This window comes from Hymenobacter sp. 15J16-1T3B, from assembly GCF_020711235.1.
Taxonomy (GTDB): domain Bacteria; phylum Bacteroidota; class Bacteroidia; order Cytophagales; family Hymenobacteraceae; genus Solirubrum.
This window is the reverse complement of record NZ_JAJFAV010000009.1, coordinates 123641-139996: the sequence shown is the minus strand read 5'-3', so window position 1 is coordinate 139996 and position 16356 is coordinate 123641. Positions and strand designations below refer to the sequence as shown.

At 62.3% G+C, this 16356-nt stretch carries 15 protein-coding genes; 14 read left to right on the top strand and 1 reads right to left on the bottom strand.

Translation table 11 applies throughout. From position 1 onward, the window contains the following. Positions 1–12 precede the first annotated feature (12 nt). From LJ737_RS16250 to LJ737_RS16190, 13 genes are all read left to right on the top strand, one after another. The gene (locus tag LJ737_RS16250) at positions 13–591 is read left to right on the top strand and encodes an acyltransferase (protein ID WP_227767606.1); all 579 of its coding nucleotides are present in this window, start codon (positions 13–15) and stop codon (positions 589–591) included. Between the two features lie 43 nt (positions 592–634). Continuing rightward, positions 635–1204, top strand: coding sequence for an acyltransferase (locus tag LJ737_RS16245; protein ID WP_227767604.1), 570 nt, complete (start codon positions 635–637; stop codon positions 1202–1204). Positions 1205–1212: 8 nt separating this feature from the next. After that, a complete protein-coding gene (locus LJ737_RS16240; protein WP_227767602.1) occupies positions 1213–2214 on the top strand; it encodes a glycosyltransferase family A protein in 1002 nt (333 codons plus the stop codon). Positions 2215–2387: 173 nt separating this feature from the next. Continuing rightward, positions 2388–3506, top strand: a complete 1119-nt coding sequence (gene gmd / locus LJ737_RS16235; RefSeq protein WP_227767600.1) for a GDP-mannose 4,6-dehydratase — start codon at positions 2388–2390, stop codon at positions 3504–3506. A gap of 93 nt (positions 3507–3599) precedes the next feature. Beyond that, positions 3600–5009, top strand: a complete 1410-nt coding sequence (locus tag LJ737_RS16230) for a lipopolysaccharide biosynthesis protein (protein ID WP_227767598.1) — start codon at positions 3600–3602, stop codon at positions 5007–5009. A 92-nt stretch (positions 5010–5101) separates the two neighbouring features. After that, positions 5102–6304, top strand: a complete 1203-nt coding sequence (locus tag LJ737_RS16225; protein WP_227767596.1) for a glycosyltransferase — start codon at positions 5102–5104, stop codon at positions 6302–6304. Positions 6305–6546: 242 nt separating this feature from the next. Continuing rightward, entirely contained in the window at positions 6547–7572 is a 1026-nt protein-coding gene (locus tag LJ737_RS16220) for a glycosyltransferase family 2 protein (protein ID WP_227767594.1), read from the top strand. Between the two features lie 62 nt (positions 7573–7634). Continuing rightward, entirely contained in the window at positions 7635–8534 is a 900-nt protein-coding gene (locus LJ737_RS16215) for a glycosyltransferase family 2 protein (RefSeq protein WP_227767592.1), read from the top strand. Positions 8535–8570: 36 nt separating this feature from the next. Beyond that, positions 8571–9764 carry a glycosyltransferase gene (locus LJ737_RS16210; RefSeq protein ID WP_227767590.1) on the top strand — a complete coding sequence of 398 codons (1194 nt, stop codon included), beginning with the start codon at positions 8571–8573 and terminating at the stop codon, positions 9762–9764. Between the two features lie 56 nt (positions 9765–9820). Beyond that, complete coding sequence (locus LJ737_RS16205; protein ID WP_227767589.1) at positions 9821–10792, top strand: glycosyltransferase family 2 protein; 972 nt, start codon at positions 9821–9823, stop codon at positions 10790–10792. Continuing rightward, positions 10782–11507, top strand: a complete 726-nt coding sequence (locus LJ737_RS16200; protein WP_227767587.1) for a GNAT family N-acetyltransferase — start codon at positions 10782–10784, stop codon at positions 11505–11507. The genes LJ737_RS16205 and LJ737_RS16200 overlap by 11 nt, the downstream gene beginning before the upstream one ends. Positions 11508–11575: 68 nt before the next feature. After that, the gene (rffA, locus tag LJ737_RS16195) at positions 11576–12703 is read left to right on the top strand and encodes a dTDP-4-amino-4,6-dideoxygalactose transaminase (protein WP_227767586.1); all 1128 of its coding nucleotides are present in this window, start codon (positions 11576–11578) and stop codon (positions 12701–12703) included. Between the two features lie 29 nt (positions 12704–12732). Further along, positions 12733–13806 carry a glycosyltransferase family 4 protein gene (locus tag LJ737_RS16190; RefSeq protein ID WP_227767585.1) on the top strand — a complete coding sequence of 358 codons (1074 nt, stop codon included), beginning with the start codon at positions 12733–12735 and terminating at the stop codon, positions 13804–13806. Positions 13807–13887: 81 nt separating this feature from the next. Here the strand turns inward: LJ737_RS16190 and LJ737_RS16185 are convergent, their stop codons facing one another. After that, positions 13888–15225 (bottom strand): hypothetical protein, encoded by a 1338-nt coding sequence (locus LJ737_RS16185; RefSeq protein ID WP_227767584.1) that lies wholly within the window; start codon positions 15223–15225, stop codon positions 13888–13890. A gap of 105 nt (positions 15226–15330) precedes the next feature. Between LJ737_RS16185 and LJ737_RS16180 the strand changes: the two genes are divergently transcribed. Then, positions 15331–16245: a M20/M25/M40 family metallo-hydrolase gene (locus LJ737_RS16180; protein WP_227767581.1), complete on the top strand. Its 915-nt coding sequence runs from the start codon at positions 15331–15333 to the stop codon at positions 16243–16245. Positions 16246–16356 lie beyond the last annotated feature (111 nt).

The window sequence follows — 16356 nt, the reverse complement described above, 5'->3', positions numbered from 1 at the left end:
TACCGACTCCTTATGAACCAATCTGGCGAAAAACTTCAATCAGCCCAGTACGACAAGTCGCTGCTGAAGAGCTGCGGCGACGACGTGTTCATCAGCGCCAACGTGGAAATCCGCCGGCCGCAGCTGGTCACCGTGGGCAGCCACGTGGCCATCGACTCGGGCTTCTACCTGACCACCGCCGCCGAAATCGGCGACTACATCCACATCGCCCCCTACATCACCGTCATCGGCGGGCCGCAAGGGCTGTTGAAAATGGGGCATTTCAGCACGATTGCTGCCGGTAGCCGCATTATCTGCGGTAGCGACGAGCACCTGGGACATGGTTTCATTGGGCCTACCATCCCGGAGAAATACCGTGACAACGTGCACATCGCACCGGTGATTTTTGAAAATTTTGCCAGCGTCGGGACCAATGTCATGGTAATGCCCGGGGTGACTTTGGCAGAAGGCAGTGTAATTGGCGCAGGCTCGTTGGTGAACAAAAGCACCGAGCCGTGGACCATCTACGTGGGCGTGCCGGCGCGGCCGGTGAAGGTGCGGCCGCGCGAAAAGATGCTGGAATACGCCAAGGAAATGGGGTACGACGTATAGGCCCCTGGTTGGTAGCTACTGACTCTAGTCACACTTACCGGCAATGACCAGCGACAAGTCCATTCAATCAGCCCAGTACGACAAGTCGCTGCTGAAGAGCTGCGGCGACGACGTGTTCATCAGCGCCAACGTGGAAATCCGCCGGCCGCAGCTGGTCACCGTGGGCAGCCACGTGGCCATCGACTCGGGCTTCTACCTGACCACCGCCGCCGAAATCGGCGACTACATCCACATCGCCCCCTACATCACCGTCATCGGAGGGGAGCAAAGTCGGGTGGTGGTAGAGCACTTCGTTAGCATTGCAGCTGGGAGCCGTCTGCTGTGCGGTTCAGATCGGTTTATGGGCGAGGGCTTCACCAGTGTCACGGTACCGGATGAGTACCGTGACACCGTCGATTTCAGCACCATCCGATGCGGCCGTTTTTCGGGCATTGGCACCAATGCCGTGGTGATGCCCAACGTGACTATTGGCGAAGGTTGTGTGATTGGGGCTTGTTCGCTAGTAACCAAGGACACCGAGCCGTGGACCATCTACGTGGGCGTGCCGGCGCGGCCGGTGAAGGTGCGGCCGCGGGAAAAGATGCTGGAATACGCCAAAAAACTGGGATACTAAATAAGGGCATGGCTGAGTACACGTTATCGTACGTTCTGACGACCTACAACAAATTGCCCTACCTGCAGCAGGTACTGGAGCGGCTGATTGCGGCCCGGCAGCCCGACGAGGAAATTGTGGTGGCCGACGGCGGCAGCAAAGACGGCACTCCGGAATACTTGCGCGGGCTCTACGAAGCTGGCAAGATTCAGCAGTTTGTTTCGGAGCGTGACAAAGGAGAAGCGCACGGCTTCAACAAATGCATGCTCATGGCGCGGGGGGAACTGATCAAGATTATTACCGACGACGACGCTTTCTGCTACCCCGCCATCCGAGAGGCCAAATCGTTCATGCTGGCCCACCCCGAGATTGACGTGCTATCGGGCAACACCGGCCTGATTCATTTGGAAGACTTGGGCAAAGCCACCATTTACGACGATGTGGCCGATAACTTCCAACGTTGGCTCAACAGCAAGGCCGTGGTTTGGATGATTGGCCTGCCACTGATTATCCGTCGTAAGTCATTAGCCTTGACCGGCCTGTTCCATACCGGCGTAGTGCAGGTCGACACCGAGTTTACCTACCGCATCACCAGCCTGAACGTCAACTTGGCTTGGAGCACTGCCATGCTCAGCGTGCGCATCGAGAATCCGCAGAGCAATTTTCGGGTGATGAACCAGGGCAAAGCCCAAAAGGCCAGTGCCTTGGAAGCTAACCGGATGCGCTTCTATTACGACAAAAGCATCAGCGACAGCGTTGGTGATTTTGTCAAACACAAATCTGGTTGGATGGACGCAATTAAAAAGCCCATCCGCCCGGCCAAGCGCGTCTTGTATTCGCTCTTGCGCCTGAAGCAGTACCAGGGTAACCAGGGACGCACTACCAGTTTTACTGGTGAGATGCCGACCGATAATATGGCTAAACTGGCTACGGCTTTCGACGTATGCGACCAGTTCATGGCCACTTATAATGCAGAGCACCCGACGGAATTTTACTACAAGTCGGATCAATTGACCAAAGTGCTCAGCTAGGTCAACTCGCTATTGCTGGCAAGCTCAACTACTTCAGCTAACGTTTGACGCGTTATCTTTGCAAGGTCATGGCCCGTGCTGAACCTGCGCACTAGCGCGGAGGAAATAACCGGGCATTTGAACTCTCACCGAATTGCTTGCGGCCGGACACAAGGCTGCCACCAACTTCTTTTATGAAAAAAGTAGCACTCATCACCGGTATTACGGGTCAAGATGGCGCTTACCTAGCAGAACTTCTGTTGGGAAAGGGTTACGAGGTACACGGCCTGAAGCGTCGTTCGTCCTTGTTCAATACCGACCGCATCGACCACCTGCTTACCGACGAAGAGGGCAATAAGAGCCCGAACTTCACCAACCACTACGGCGACCTGACGGACTCGACCAACTTGATTCGCGTCATTCAAGAAGTGCAGCCCGACGAGATTTACAACCTCGGCGCCATGTCGCACGTGAAGGTGTCGTTCGACACGCCCGAGTACGTGGCCAACGTGGACGGCATCGGCACGCTGCGCATCCTGGAGGCCGTGCGTTTGCTGGGGCTCACTAAAAAAACGAAGATCTACCAGGCTTCGACCTCGGAGCTGTACGGGCTGGTGCAGGAAGTGCCGCAGCGCGAAACCACGCCGTTTTACCCCCGCTCGCCCTACGCCGTGGCCAAGCTCTACGGCTACTGGATTACGGTCAACTACCGCGAAGCCTACGGCATGTTTGCGGTTAACGGCATCCTCTTCAACCACGAAAGCCCGCTGCGCGGCGAAACCTTCGTCACCCGCAAAATCACCCGCGGCGTAGCGCAGATTGTGCTGGGCATGCAAAAGCACATTGCCCTGGGTAACCTCTCCGCCAAGCGCGACTGGGGCCACGCCAAAGACTACGTGGAAGCTATGTGGCTTATTCTGCAACAGGATACGCCCGAGGACTTCGTCATTGCCACCGGTGTAACCACCACCGTGCGCGACTTTGTGCGCATGGCCTTTGCCGAAGTCGGCGTGGAGGTAGCCTTCCGAGGCGAGGGTGTAGACGAGAAAGGCGTGGTAGTGGCGTGCCACAACCCTGACTACCAGCTGCCCGAGGGGCAGGTGGTCATCGAGGTTGACCCCACCTACTTCCGCCCGACCGAGGTGGACCTGCTCATCGGCGACCCGACCAAGTGCAAGGAGAAGCTGAACTGGATGCCTAAGTACGACCTGCCTGCCCTGGTAAAAGACATGGTCCAGGCCGACGTGGAGCTGTTCAAGCGCGACGCCTATCTGCTGAAAGGCGGACACAAAGTGTTGTCGCAGCACGAGTAAGAGTTGGTTACAATTGATTGGAAGCCTTCCTGCTGCTCTGGCGGCGGGAAGGCTTTTTGAACTCACCAAACACGCGGGTTACGCCGTTGTCTTTTGATTAACCGAATACGTAGCACGGTGCGCACCAGCACCCAGGCCATCCGGCAGCGCGGGTCGTTTGCTCAAAACTTTGCCGTCACACTGTCGGGAACGACCATTGTAGCCGCTATTGGGTTCGTACTCACGCCGGTGATGTCGCGCATTTATGCGCCCGCCAGCTACGGGCAGTTTGCCGTATTCGGCTCGGTGGTGGGCAACTTGAACTTGCTTACCACGCTGGGCTACCCCGGCGCGATGCTGATGCCCAAGCTGCGTGAGCGGTTTCTGGCCTTGGTGCACCTCAGCTTGCTGCTCACCGTTGCTTCCATCGTGGTGCTGGGCGGGCTGCTGACTTTTGCGGCGGAGCCCTTGCGGCGGGTGCTGCACCTGGAGGGCGTGGGCGGCTGGCTGTACGCCGTGCCGCTGCTGCTGCTGCTCTTTAACCTGAACGCCATCATGTTCACGTGGTACACCCGGGACAAGGCGTTTACCAAGCGGGCGGGAGTTGATATTGCCACCACGCTTTCCGGCCGCGCGTTTACCATTGGGTTTGGTTGGGTGTTTGGCGGACCGGTTACGGGCCTGATTCTGGGCGAGTTATTTAACCGCATCACGGCCACCACTGGCTTGCTGTTTGGCGGCATCTGGCGGCAGTTGGGTGAATTATGGACTAGCTTTAACTGGCAGACAATCAAGAGTGTAGCCAAAGAATATAAAGATTTCCCCCTTTACATTCTGCCGGCGGGGTACGTAAACACGGTGTCCTCTCAGCTGCCCATCTTTGCGCTGACCACGGGGTTTGGCTCCACGGTGGTAGGGCTTTACTCGTTTTCTGTCAGTCTGCTGGAAATTCCCATCAACCTGATTGGCAACGCTATTTCGCCGGTTTTTGCCCAAAAGGCCATTGAAACCCACCAGAACCAGCCGGAGCGCCTGCCCGTCATCACCCTGGACCTGTACTACAAGCTGCTCTACCTCGGCATCCTGCCCTTCGGGTGCGTTACCGTGTTTGGCGACTGGATATTCAAGATTGTGTTTGGCGCCCGTTGGGAAGGCGCGGGCATGTTCACGGCTTTTCTAGGCTACTACTACGTATTCAAGCTCACGTCCCTAGCCACGTCGGGCATCTATACCGTCTACGAAAAGCAGCGCTACCAGCTCATAGCCAACGCCTGCATTCTGGCTGCTCGCGCCGTGGGCCTGGGCATCGGGCTGTACCTGCACGACGTCAAAATTGCCATGCTGCTCTTCGGCCTGGCCAGTATGCTCGGCAGCTTCCTTACCGACTTGCACATTCTCTCCCTGCTGCGCCTGCCTATTGGCCGCATTGCGCTGCGTTCCATTGCCCTCACGGCGGGCGTAACCGCGCTGCTGTTTGCGCTGCGCTTGGGTATAGAAAGCCTGCATTTGTCCTTCTTAGCGTAATGCGGGAATGTGAAACGGCTCTTGCCCGTTTTACGGCCCGCTAGTTTTCCCCACGTTTCATACGAGCCTCGGCTTGTAGCCAACCCTGCACTATGCCAACCATCCAAGGGGCGCGTTACCGCCTGTCGGAACTCCTCAGAAAGGCGGCTGATGTTACGTTCCGTCCGCCGGGCGGCGAAATCCACGGCATCGGGCAAGAGCGCCTGGGACCCAAGGCGAAACGCGCGTTTATCAAGTACTCCATTTACTCGATTCCCTATTACATCAAAGGGGACCCCATGCAGTGCCCGCAGATCAACGAGCACACGATGTACTGGGAATCGGCCGAGATGGTGCGCCAGCTCAACGAACGCGGGTACGTGGTCGACTACCACCACGTGCACAGCCGGGCCCCCATCAACTGGGAACTGTACGACCTGATCATCGACGAGGGGGGCAGCCTGATCAACATGCCGGAAAACCTCCGGGCGGGGCGCACCAAGATTTTTTACTCGTCCGGCAACTACTGGCTGTTTCAGAATACGGCCGAGCTGAAGCGCATCGGGGATTTTCATCGGCGCCACGGCATCTTCGTGTCGCCGGAACGGCAGGCGCCGCCCAACTACGCCAACGAGGTAGCCGATTACATGACCTACCTCGGCACCGACTTTCAGTTGCGGCTGTTCGACCGGCCCGCCCTCAAGCATCAGTTGAATATTTCGGCGGTATACGAGCCGGATTATCAGCGGCGCAACATGGCCGAGGCCCGCACGAAGTTTGTGTGGCTGGGCAGCGGCGGGCTGCTGCTGAAGGGACTGGACTTGGTGGTGGAAGCGTTTGCGCAAATGCCCGAGCTGACGCTCTACATCGGGGGGCACGCCGAACGGGAAACCCGGTTCTGGTCGTGGCTGCAGCCCATGCTGGCCAAGCACCCCAACCTGAAGTACATGGGGTGGGTGGACGTGGGCAGCCGCAAGTTTGCCGACCTGGCCCAGCAGTGCCTGGGCACCGTGTACCTAAGCGCCAGCGAAGGTGGGGGCGGGGCCGTGGTGCAGCTGGCTCATTTCGGGCTGATTCCCATCACCACGGAAACCAGCACCGTGCGCGAGGGCCTGGCCACGGTTATTCGCTCGCAGGAACCCAGCGAAATCATCGCGCAGACCATCAAAACCGTGCGCGAACTGGTGGCCCTGCCCGAGGCCGACTTGCACGCCCGCTCCGAGGCGGCCCACGCTTTTGCGCGGGAACACCACACCCGGGCTGCCTATGCCCGCTCGTTCGCTGCCTTGCTGGACCGCATCGAGCAGAAGCGGTAAAATGGGCTTCTGGGAGCCGGCGGTTTCCCGACTTCCGCGTTGGCAATCTGCAGCTCCGCGCTGGGCAAACGAGTGCTTGCAGGACGTCGGGCTCGTTGGCACGTCGCCGCGGCTCCGCCGGGCCCATAGCTGCCTGGCGCCCGCATTTTGCTAATTTCGCAGCCGCTTATGCCGGGGCTTTTGTCGCCGGTTTCACTGCTTAGCTGTCCTTTACGGCACTGGGCGCAAGTTTCTCGGCCTCCATGCCCACCAACGTTTCTATCCTGGTTAAGTCCTTTAACCGCCCGTACTACTTGGACCGCTGCTTGCGCAGCATCTACGACTATGTGACGGGTGATTACACCATCACGGTGCTCGACGACGGCACGCCGCCGGAGTACCTGGCTAAGATTCAGGCGCAGTACCCGCTGGTGCAACTGGTGCGCTCGGAGATATACGACGCGAAAGTAGCCCAGCTCCGGGCCCACGTGGCCAGCAAAGCCCCGTTCAGCCTGCGCATCATCCCCACCGAAATGTGGATGCAAGGGGTGCGCGGTGCCTCGGACATCTTCTGCATGATGGAGGACGATATGTGGATAACCCGGCGCTTCGATATCAGCGAGCTGGCTTCCTACATGGCGGAGCGGCAGATTGTGCTGACCAAAATGTACTGGGGAGGCGACTTGAGTGGTTTTGAGGGTAAAATGGCCGGGAGTGGCCACGGGCTGCAAGAATACGTGCCCGCCCTGCCCAAAGGCCCGGAGTGGTTTACGCGCATGCTGCTGCTGAACACGTTCAAGTCGCAGTCCATCCTGCACCGGCTGGGGCTGGTAAAAGAGGGCATCTACTTTCAGCTGCCGTTTTACGGCCTCTACTCGGTGGCCTCGGCCATGTTCAACAAGCAGTACTGGCTGCACCTGTGGCAGGCCAAGCAAAAGCAGGCCGACGAGGTCCATCAGCTGGCGCGGGCGCTGAACTGGACCAAGCGTCACCTTTCGCGCTTTGCCAAGTCGGAAGAAGAACTCACGCAGACTTCGTTTACCACTTCGGCCACCAACAACTTCAAGGACGTGGATTTCGACGTGATAGTGGCCAGCCATTACCTAAACGAAGCCTGGTACCACGGGCGTTTCGACGCCATGCAGAACTTCCCTAAGGATCTGGAGCCGGCTTACCTCAAACCGGTATTCGAGGAAGCCAACGACCCGCGCTGCACCTACGCCAATTGGCTTCTCTGGATTGAGCGCTTCAAGGGCCTGTACGCCAGCATGGGCGTAGTAGTGGACTAACCGCGGCGGCCGTGCTCCGTCCGCTTCCGCCCGGCCGGCGGCTCACCTAACCCTGCTTCTTTGTGGCTGTCTTTTTCAGCATTGTCATTCCGACTTACAACCGCGCCGGCTTTATCCGGGCCACGCTGCAGTCCGTGCTAGCCCAGCAGTTCGCCGACTGGGAAGTGCTGGTGGTGGACGACGGCAGCACCGATAACACGGCGGAAGTCGTGGCCTCGCTGCCCGACGCGCGCATACAGTACCTGCCCAAGGCCAACGGCGAGCGGGGCGCGGCCCGCAACTACGGCCTGGCCCGCGCCCAGGGCGAGTACGTGCTGTTTCTGGACTCCGACGACCTGTTTCACCCCAACCACTTGTCGGGGCTCTACGCCAAGATTCAGGAGCTGAACCGGCCCAATTTTATTGCCGCCAAGTACGACTTCGACCGCGACGGCGTGCGCGCCGACAGCGACATGGCCGGGCTGGCCGAGGGCTGGTACGGGCTCGACACCTTCGTCCGGGGCAACGCGCTGGCCTGCAACATCTGCGTGCGCCGCCAGAATCCCGGCCTGCATCCCTTCGAGGAGGACCGCCGCTACTCGGCCGTGGAAGACTGGATGTTCATGCTCGAAAACACCCAGCAGGACCGCGTCTACGTCGTCGACCAGGTGAGCATCACCATGAACGACCACGACACCCGCTCCATGCGCTCCGACAACTCGGCCCTGGTGCGCCGCCTGCAACTGGCCCTGGAGTGGATGCTGGCCCGCATTCAGCTCAGCCCCGAGCAGCGCCGGACGCTGACCGGACGGGTGTATTACCTTTGCGCCATTCACGCCTACGCCGACGACCACCGCCGCGAAGCCGTGCGCTTCGCCCGACTGGCGCAGCCGCACCTGCCCACGGCCCAGGGGCTGATTCTGCTGGTGCGCTGCCTGCTCGGCGTGCAGGTGGTGGACCGCCTCAAGAAAATCCGGAGTTAAGGCACCGCCCGGTCGCCTCTCGTTGTTATAGCCATCATGCGCATTCTGTTTCTGAGCTACTGGGGGCTGGACGACCCGCTGACCGTTTCGACCGTTTTCCCGCACTTGCAGCTGCTGCAGCAGCGCCCCGACGTGGAGAGCGTGCTGCTCGTGACCATCGAGCGCAACGGCAAGGCGCCCGCATTTCGTCTGCCCTTTGCGGCCGATAAAATCGAGTTTGCCCCGCTGATTTCCGAGCCCGGCCGCAACGTGCTCGTCACCAAAACCGACGACTTCCTGCGCTTCCCGAAGCAGCTGGTGCAGCTGGCCGCCGGCCACCGCAGCGACTTTCTGCTGGCCCGCGGCGCCCCGGCCGGCGCGCTGGCCTACCTCGTGTGGAAGCAAAACAAGCTGCCGTTCTACGTGGAGTCCTTTGAGCCGCACGCCGACTACATGCTCGAATCGGGCGTGTGGCGGCGCTACGACCCGCGCTACCTCTTTCAGCGCCACTGGGAGCGGAAGCAGAAGCAGCTGGCCCGCGGCCTGATGCCGGTGGCCGAAAACTACCGCCGCCAGCTCATCAGCGAAGGCGTGCCCGCGGATCAGATCGTGACGGTGCCCTGCTCGGTAAACCTGGCCGCCTTCGGCTACGACGCGGCCCGCGGCGCCGCCGTGCGCGCCCAGCTCGGCCTGCCCGCCGACGCCATTGTGGGCATCTACGTGGGCAAGTTCGGCGACATTTACTACGACCAGGAAGCCTACGACCTGTTTGCCGCCACCGCCCAGCACTTCGGCGAGAAATTCCGCCTGATCGTGCTGACTCCAAACGCCATTCCGGAAGTGCAGGCGCGCCTGGCCGCCGCGGGGCTGGGGCCGGAGCGCAGCTTCGTCACCCGGGCCCAGCACCACGAGGTGCCCGGTTACCTCTCGGCCGCCGATTTCGCCTTTGCGCCCATCAAGCCCGCCGATTGCCGGCAGTTCTGCTCGCCCATCAAGGTGGGCGAGTATTGGGCCAATGGCCTGCCCGTCATCCTCACCGAAGGCGTGGGCGACGACAGCGACATCATCAAGGCCGAGGGTGGGGGAGCGGTGTTCAACCTCGACCACCCCGAAACCGTGCCCGCCGCCGTGCGGCGCATTGCCGAACTGGTGCAGCAGCCCGATTACCGCCAGCAGACGCGCCAGCTGGCCGAGCGTTACCGCTCGCCCGAGCGCGCCCGCCAGGCCTACGCCACCTTCTTCGGCGCCTAATCCCTGCCTGATGGAGCCGCGCGTTATGCCCGTCGTCAACCGCCCACGCCCCGTCCATGCGGCCCATTGCTGAGTTCGGCGCACCGCTGCTGTCGGTGGTGAGCCCGGTGTACGGAGCCGCCGCGCTGGTGCCCGAGCTGGTACGGCGCATCGTGGCGGCCGTGGACGAACCAACCGGGGGGCGCTTCGAAATCATCCTCGTCGATGACCGCAGCCCTGATAACGCCTGGTCTCGCATCGAGGAAGCTAGCCGGGCCGATGCGCGGGTGCGTGGGGTGCGCCTTTCGCGCAATTTCGGGCAGCACCGGGCCCTGGCCGCCGGTTTGGCCCAGAGCCGCGGCACCTGGGTGGCAGTGCTCGACTGCGACCTGGAAGACGCGCCGGAAGCCATTCCGGCGCTGTGGGCCGCGGCACAGCAACCGCCGTTCGACTACGCTGTGGCCCGGCGCGAAGCCCGGCAACACGGCTGGGGCGTGCGGCTGACCTCGAAAGCGTTCTACCGCGTGCTGTCGACTCTCACCGGCGTGCCACAGGACGATACTGTGGCCAATTTCGGGGTGTACCACCGCCGCGTCATCGATGCGGTGGGGCAGCTGCCCGAGCGCGGGCGGTTTTTTCCGGTACTGGTGCGGTGGGTCGGCTTTGAGGGCACCGCGCTGGCGGTGCCCCACGGCACCCGGCCCGCGGGCGGCAGCAGCTACTCCTTCGGCCGGCGCCTGCAGCTGGCGCTGGATGTGCTGCTGGCCTGGTCCGACAAGCCCCTGCGGCTGGCTATTCTATTCGGCGCGTTCATCTCGGCTGGTGCCACCGCGCTGGGGCTGATTACGCTGGTGCGCTATTTTATCGGTAGCATCACCGTACCCGGCTACACCAGCTTGGTGTTGTTGATGTGCTTTTTTGCAGGCCTCGTCATTGCCCTGATTGGGCTCGTCGGCCTCTACGTGGGCCGCACCTTCGAGGAAGCCCGGCAGCGCCCGCTCTACCTCATCGACCAGCTCACGCCGGTCCCGCCGCCCCATGAGCAGTAAGGCCGCGCCAGACTTGGAGCCGCTGGGCTGGGACAGCCGCTTTTTCGGCCTGCCGATTGGGCGTTTGCGGGCGCCCGTACCCAATGCCGCCGCGCTCCGGGACCAGCTGCGCGCCGCCCGGCAGCAGGGCTATCGGTTGCTCTACTGGTTTGTCGAGCCCGCCGACGTGGCCGCCCTGCAAGCCGCCGCCGTGCTTGCCCTGCGCCCCATCGACCACCGCGTCAGCTTCGCCTTGGACCTGCCGGCGCCGCCCGCGGCGGTGGGGCCGCAGGTGCGGCCGGTATTCACGGCCACGCCGGCATTGCGGGAACTGGCTCAGGTCAGCAGCGGCTGGTCACGGTTTCGGCGCGATGTGCGCTTTGCCCCGGGCAGTTGGCAGCGCCTCTACAACCAGTGGTTGCGGGAGTCGTTGCGCGGGCGGCTGGCGCGGGAGGTGCTGGTGCACGAAGCCACAGCCGGGCAACCGCAGGGGCTCCTGACGCTGGCGCACCGGGACGCCGAGGCTTCTATCGGGCTGCTGGCGGTGGCCCCGACGGCGCGGCGGCGCGGCGTGGGTGGCAGCCTGCTTGATGCGGCTGCGCAACGGGCCCACGCCTGGGGCTGCCAGCGCCTGACGGTGGCGACGCAGCGCGCAAATCAGCCCGCAGTGGCCTTGTACCAGGCCCGCGGGTTCCGCATCGAGAGCGAGGCGCTGGTTTACCACCTGTGGCTGTGAGCCGGCGCTAAGCCAAGCTGCCGGCCGTCGGCTATCTTTGCGGCCGTGTTTTCCCTGATCGACGTCGCTTGATACCCTACAACAAGCCCTTCCTGGCCGGCTCCGAGCTTGCCTGCATCGAGCAGGCCATCCGGGCGGGGCATTTGTCTGGCGACGGGCAATTCACGCAGCGCTGCCACCGCTTTTTCGCCGACACCTTCGGCTTCGGCCACCCGTTGCTGACGACCTCGTGCACGGCGGCGCTGGAAATGGCGGCCTTGCTGCTCGACCTCGGGCCCGGCGACGAGGTTATCGTGCCCAGCTACACCTTCGTGTCGACGGCCAATGCCTTCGTGCTGCGCGGCGCCCGCGTGGTGTTTGCCGACAGCAACCCGCTCAACCCCAACCTCGACACCGAAGCGCTGGAGGCGCTGGTCACGTCCCGTACCCGGGCCGTCGTTCCCATTCATTACGCCGGTATTGCCTGCGACCTAGACCCGCTGCTGGCCACCGCCCGCCGGCATAACCTGACCGTGGTGGAGGACGCTGCCCCGGCCTTCGACAGCTACTACCGCGGCCGGGCGCTGGGTTCGTTTGGGCAGCTGGCCGCGTTTTCCTTTCACGAGACGAAGAACATTCAGGCCGGGGAGGGGGGCATGCTGGTCATCAACGACGAGCAGTACGCCCGCCGGGCCGAAATCATTCGCGAAAAGGGCACCAACCGCACTGCGTTCTTCCGCGGCGAAGTAGCCCGTTACAGCTGGGTCGACGTGGGCTCCTCATACCTACCTTCCGAGCTGACGGCGGCTTACCTTTGGGGGCAGCTGGAGCACTGGCAGCAGATTCAGCAGGTGCGCCGCCGCCTCTGGCACACTTATAATGATGCCTTGGCTGCACTAACTGCGCTAGGGGTAGGCCTGCCCGTGGTGCCCGAGTACGCTACCGTCAACGGCCATTTGTTCTACCTCGTCTGCCGCGACGAGGCCGAGCGCACCGCCCTCATTGCCCGGCTGCGGGAGCGGGGCATCATGGCCGTGTTTCACTACCTGCCCCTGCACGCCAGCCCCTACTACGCCCTGCAGCACGACGGCCGCGCGCTGCCCTGGGCCGAATATTACGGCGCCCGCCTCGTGCGCCTGCCGCTGTTTTGCGAGCTGACCGCCGCCCAGCAGCGCTACATCATCGACGAGGTCCTCACGTTTTACCAAAGCCGTTGAGCCGCCCTTGGGGCTGGCTTCTTTTTGTTGTGCGCATCCTCTTTATCATCCCGTATCCGCCTGGCAAGGCCCCCTCGCAGCGCTTCCGCTTCGAGCAGTACCTCGACCTGCTGACCGAGCACGGCCACCAGTACCAGCTCGCGCCCTTTCTCGACGACGCCACCTGGGCCATTCTCTACAAGCCCGGCCTGGCCGTGCAAAAGGCCGTGGGCATATTGCGCGGGTTTCTGCGCCGCCTGCTGCTGGTGCTGACGGCCGTGGGCAAGTACGACTTCGTGTTTATTCACCGCGAAGCGGCACCCATCGGGCCGCCGGTGTTCGAGTGGATGATTGCCAAGCTGTTGCGCAAGCCCATCATCTACGACTTCGACGACGCCATCTGGATTCCGAACACCTCGGAGGCCAACAAAATTGTGGCCGGCGTAAAGTGGCACCACAAGGTAGACAGCATCTGTCGCTGGGCCTACAAGGTGAGCTGCGGCAACAGCTACCTGCGCAACTACGCGGCGCAGTTCAACCCGCGCGCCGTGGTCAATCCCACCACCATCGACACCGAACACCTGCACAACCAGGTGCGCGACCAGGCCGTGCCGGGCCCGCTGGTCATTGGCTGGACGGGCACGCACTCCACCCTGAAGTACATCGAGCAGGTGGTGCCGGTGCTGGCCGAGCTGGAGCAGCGCTACGACTTCGAGTTCCGCGTTATTTCCAACCAGCCGCCCGAACTGCCGCTGCGCTCCTTGCGCTACCAAGCCTGGCGCAAGGACACCGAAATTGCCGACTTGCTGCAGTTTCACGTGGGCCTGATGCCCCTGGAAGATGACCCCTGGGCCAAGGGCAAGTGCGCTTTCAAAGCCCTGCAGTACATGGCCCTGGGCGAGCCGGCCTTGGTGTCGCCGGTGGGCATGAATACCGAGGTGGTCGAGGACGGCGTGAACGGCTACGTGTGCACCACGCCCGAGGAATGGCGCAGCGCCCTGGAGCGGCTGTTGCAAAACCCCGGCCTGCGCCAGACCCTCGGCAAGGCCGCCCGCGCCACCGTGGTCGACCGGTACTCGGTGGTGTCGAACACGCAAAACTTCCTGAACCTGTTCACGCGCTAACGAAGCGGGTGACGCAGCAAAAAGCCCCGACCTGTCACAAGCAGGTCGGGGCTTTTTGCTGCGGGCCAGCGAAGGTGCTCATCAAGTAGTCAGCACCGGCTTGCGGCCGGGTGCGGGACGCTTGAGCTTGTTGGCTTCGGCTTGCAGCACGTAGAGGCCGGCGGCGTAAAAGGGCATCAGCGGGATTTTGTAGCGCACCAGCGTGCCGAAGTTGCCGCTGTTGGTGCCCACCCCGATGGCGAAGATGATGCTGAAAATAAAACACAGCGTGACCAAGGGCTGGCCGGCAATAAGCCGCAGGGTCCGAAGCAGGCCCGTTCGTACAAAGATGCGGACGGTTACGATGGTAAACCACAGCGCTTCCAGGGCCGAAAGCAGCATCACCGGGTTGCGCGCCTCCCACAGAAACGGCCGGTACAGCGACACCACCACCGCCTGCGGGGCCACGCGCAGAATGCTGCCTACGCTGCCGTCGATGGTGCCGATGTTGTATCCCGAGCCTTTGTCGCGGGCCCGCTCGTAAAGGGCGCTTTGGTTGATCTTGGTCCGCTCGCCGATGTTGTTCACGTCGAACCGTTCGTCGCCGGCCGTCAGGTTGGTGGCGCCCACCACGCCCACCAGTATGCCGATGCCCAAAAACAGCGGCTTGAGCAGCAGGCGCAGGGTGGCGTTTTTGATGCGGCGGTTGTTCTCGTTGAACACCCACAGCAGCGCCGGCGCCATAAACGACATCAGGATGTACACCTTCACCATCACCAGCAGGTACATGCTCAGCCCGCCCATCACCACCGACAGCACGATGCGGCGCTTCTCAATGAAGAGGTGGTAAAAGCTGTAGAAAATCCAGCCCAGCGCGCCCATGCACAGCGAGTCTTTCATCAGCCCCGAGCCCCAGAAAAACACCGAGGGCAGGAAAAACACCGCAACAGCCAACTCCTTGTAAGCCGCCGGGTACAGGCGCGCAAAGGTGATGTACATGGCCCAGATGCCGCTAAAGCTGATTAGGGCGAAGGTCAGGGCTATAACGGAGTAGTTGTTGAAGCAGAACAGGCCAATAAACGCGGCAATGCGCACCACGAAATACTCCGTTTTGGCATAGAACCAGAACATGTACGCGATGTAGCGGGCAATGTCGGGCTCGTATTCGCTGGCGGTGAGCAGCTTCCAGCCCAGCGCCGGCGAATCGGAAAAGGCCTTGCTGATGACCTTCGTGTGCACGAAGTAGTTGAACGTGTCACCGCCGCCGTAGTAAAACTGGTAGATCAGGCCCAGGGCAATAGCGCCCACAAACTTCAGCGTGAGGGCCGGCAGGTAGTAGGGCTTGGTGTAAACGTTCGTGACCATCGGGCGCACCCACAGCGCCAGGCCGTAGAACAAGGCCAGGTACAGCGGCGCTAGAAGCAGGTCAGTTAATTCCATAAGAAGCGGGTTAGGAACACGGGCCGCCGGGCCCGCGCCGCCTTAACGAAAGGCTAAAATACGCCATTTAGGTCGGATATTGGGCCCGACACCTACCCGTACCCCATGCAGCTGCTACGCACCCTCTGCGAAATCCAGGCCCCGTCGGGCCACGAAGCCCCGCTCACCGAATTTCTGCTCAACTACATTCACCAGCACGCGCCGGGCTGGCGGGTGCAGCCCCAGGTGCTGGCCGGCGACGACCTGCAGGACTGCATCATGCTCGTGTTTGGGCAGCCGCGCACGGCCGTGTTTGCGCATATCGATTCCATTGGGTACACGGTGCGCTACGGCCGGCAGCTGGTGCGCATCGGCGGGCCGGCGGCCGAGCCCGGTGCCCGCCTCGTCGGCCGCGACGGGCAGGGCAGCATCGAGTGCACCCTCACCGTCGACGAGGAAACCGGCGCGCTGGGCTACGAGTTCACCCGCGACATCGAGCGGGGCACCGAGCTGACCTACCAGTGCGACTTCCGCGAGACAGAGGAGTCGGTACAGAGCTGCTACCTCGACAACCGCCTGGGCGTGTGGACGGCCCTGCGCCTGTGCGAAACGCTGGAGCACGGCATCGTGGCCTTCAGCTGCTGGGAAGAGCACGGCGGCGGCTCGGTGAAGTACCTGGCCAAGCGCATCTACGAGCAATACCAGGTGCGCCAGGCCCTCGTCTGCGACATTACCTGGGTCACGGAGGGCGTGCACGCCGGCCAGGGCTGCGTCATTTCCCTGCGCGACTCGCTCATCCCGCGCCGCAGCTACGTGGAGCGCATCCGGCGCATCGCCGCGGCCTCGGGCGTGCCCTACCAGCTGGAAGTGGAGGGCAGCGGCGGCTCCGACGGCAAGGAGCTGCAGCACGGCGCCCAGCCCTGGGACTGGTGCTTCGTGGGCGCCCCCGAAGACCACGTACACACGCCCGACGAGCTGGTGCATAAGGCCGACATCGACAGCATGTTGCGGCTCTACCAAGTGCTGATGCAGGAGTTGTAGGCGGCTGGGCGGAAGAGAATAGTCGGCAAGGCGAGTAAAAAGCTTGGCCCCGCGGGTAAAACCTCTATTTTACACGCACCAAACTGCGTCTACTCTCCCCAAATCTTTCCT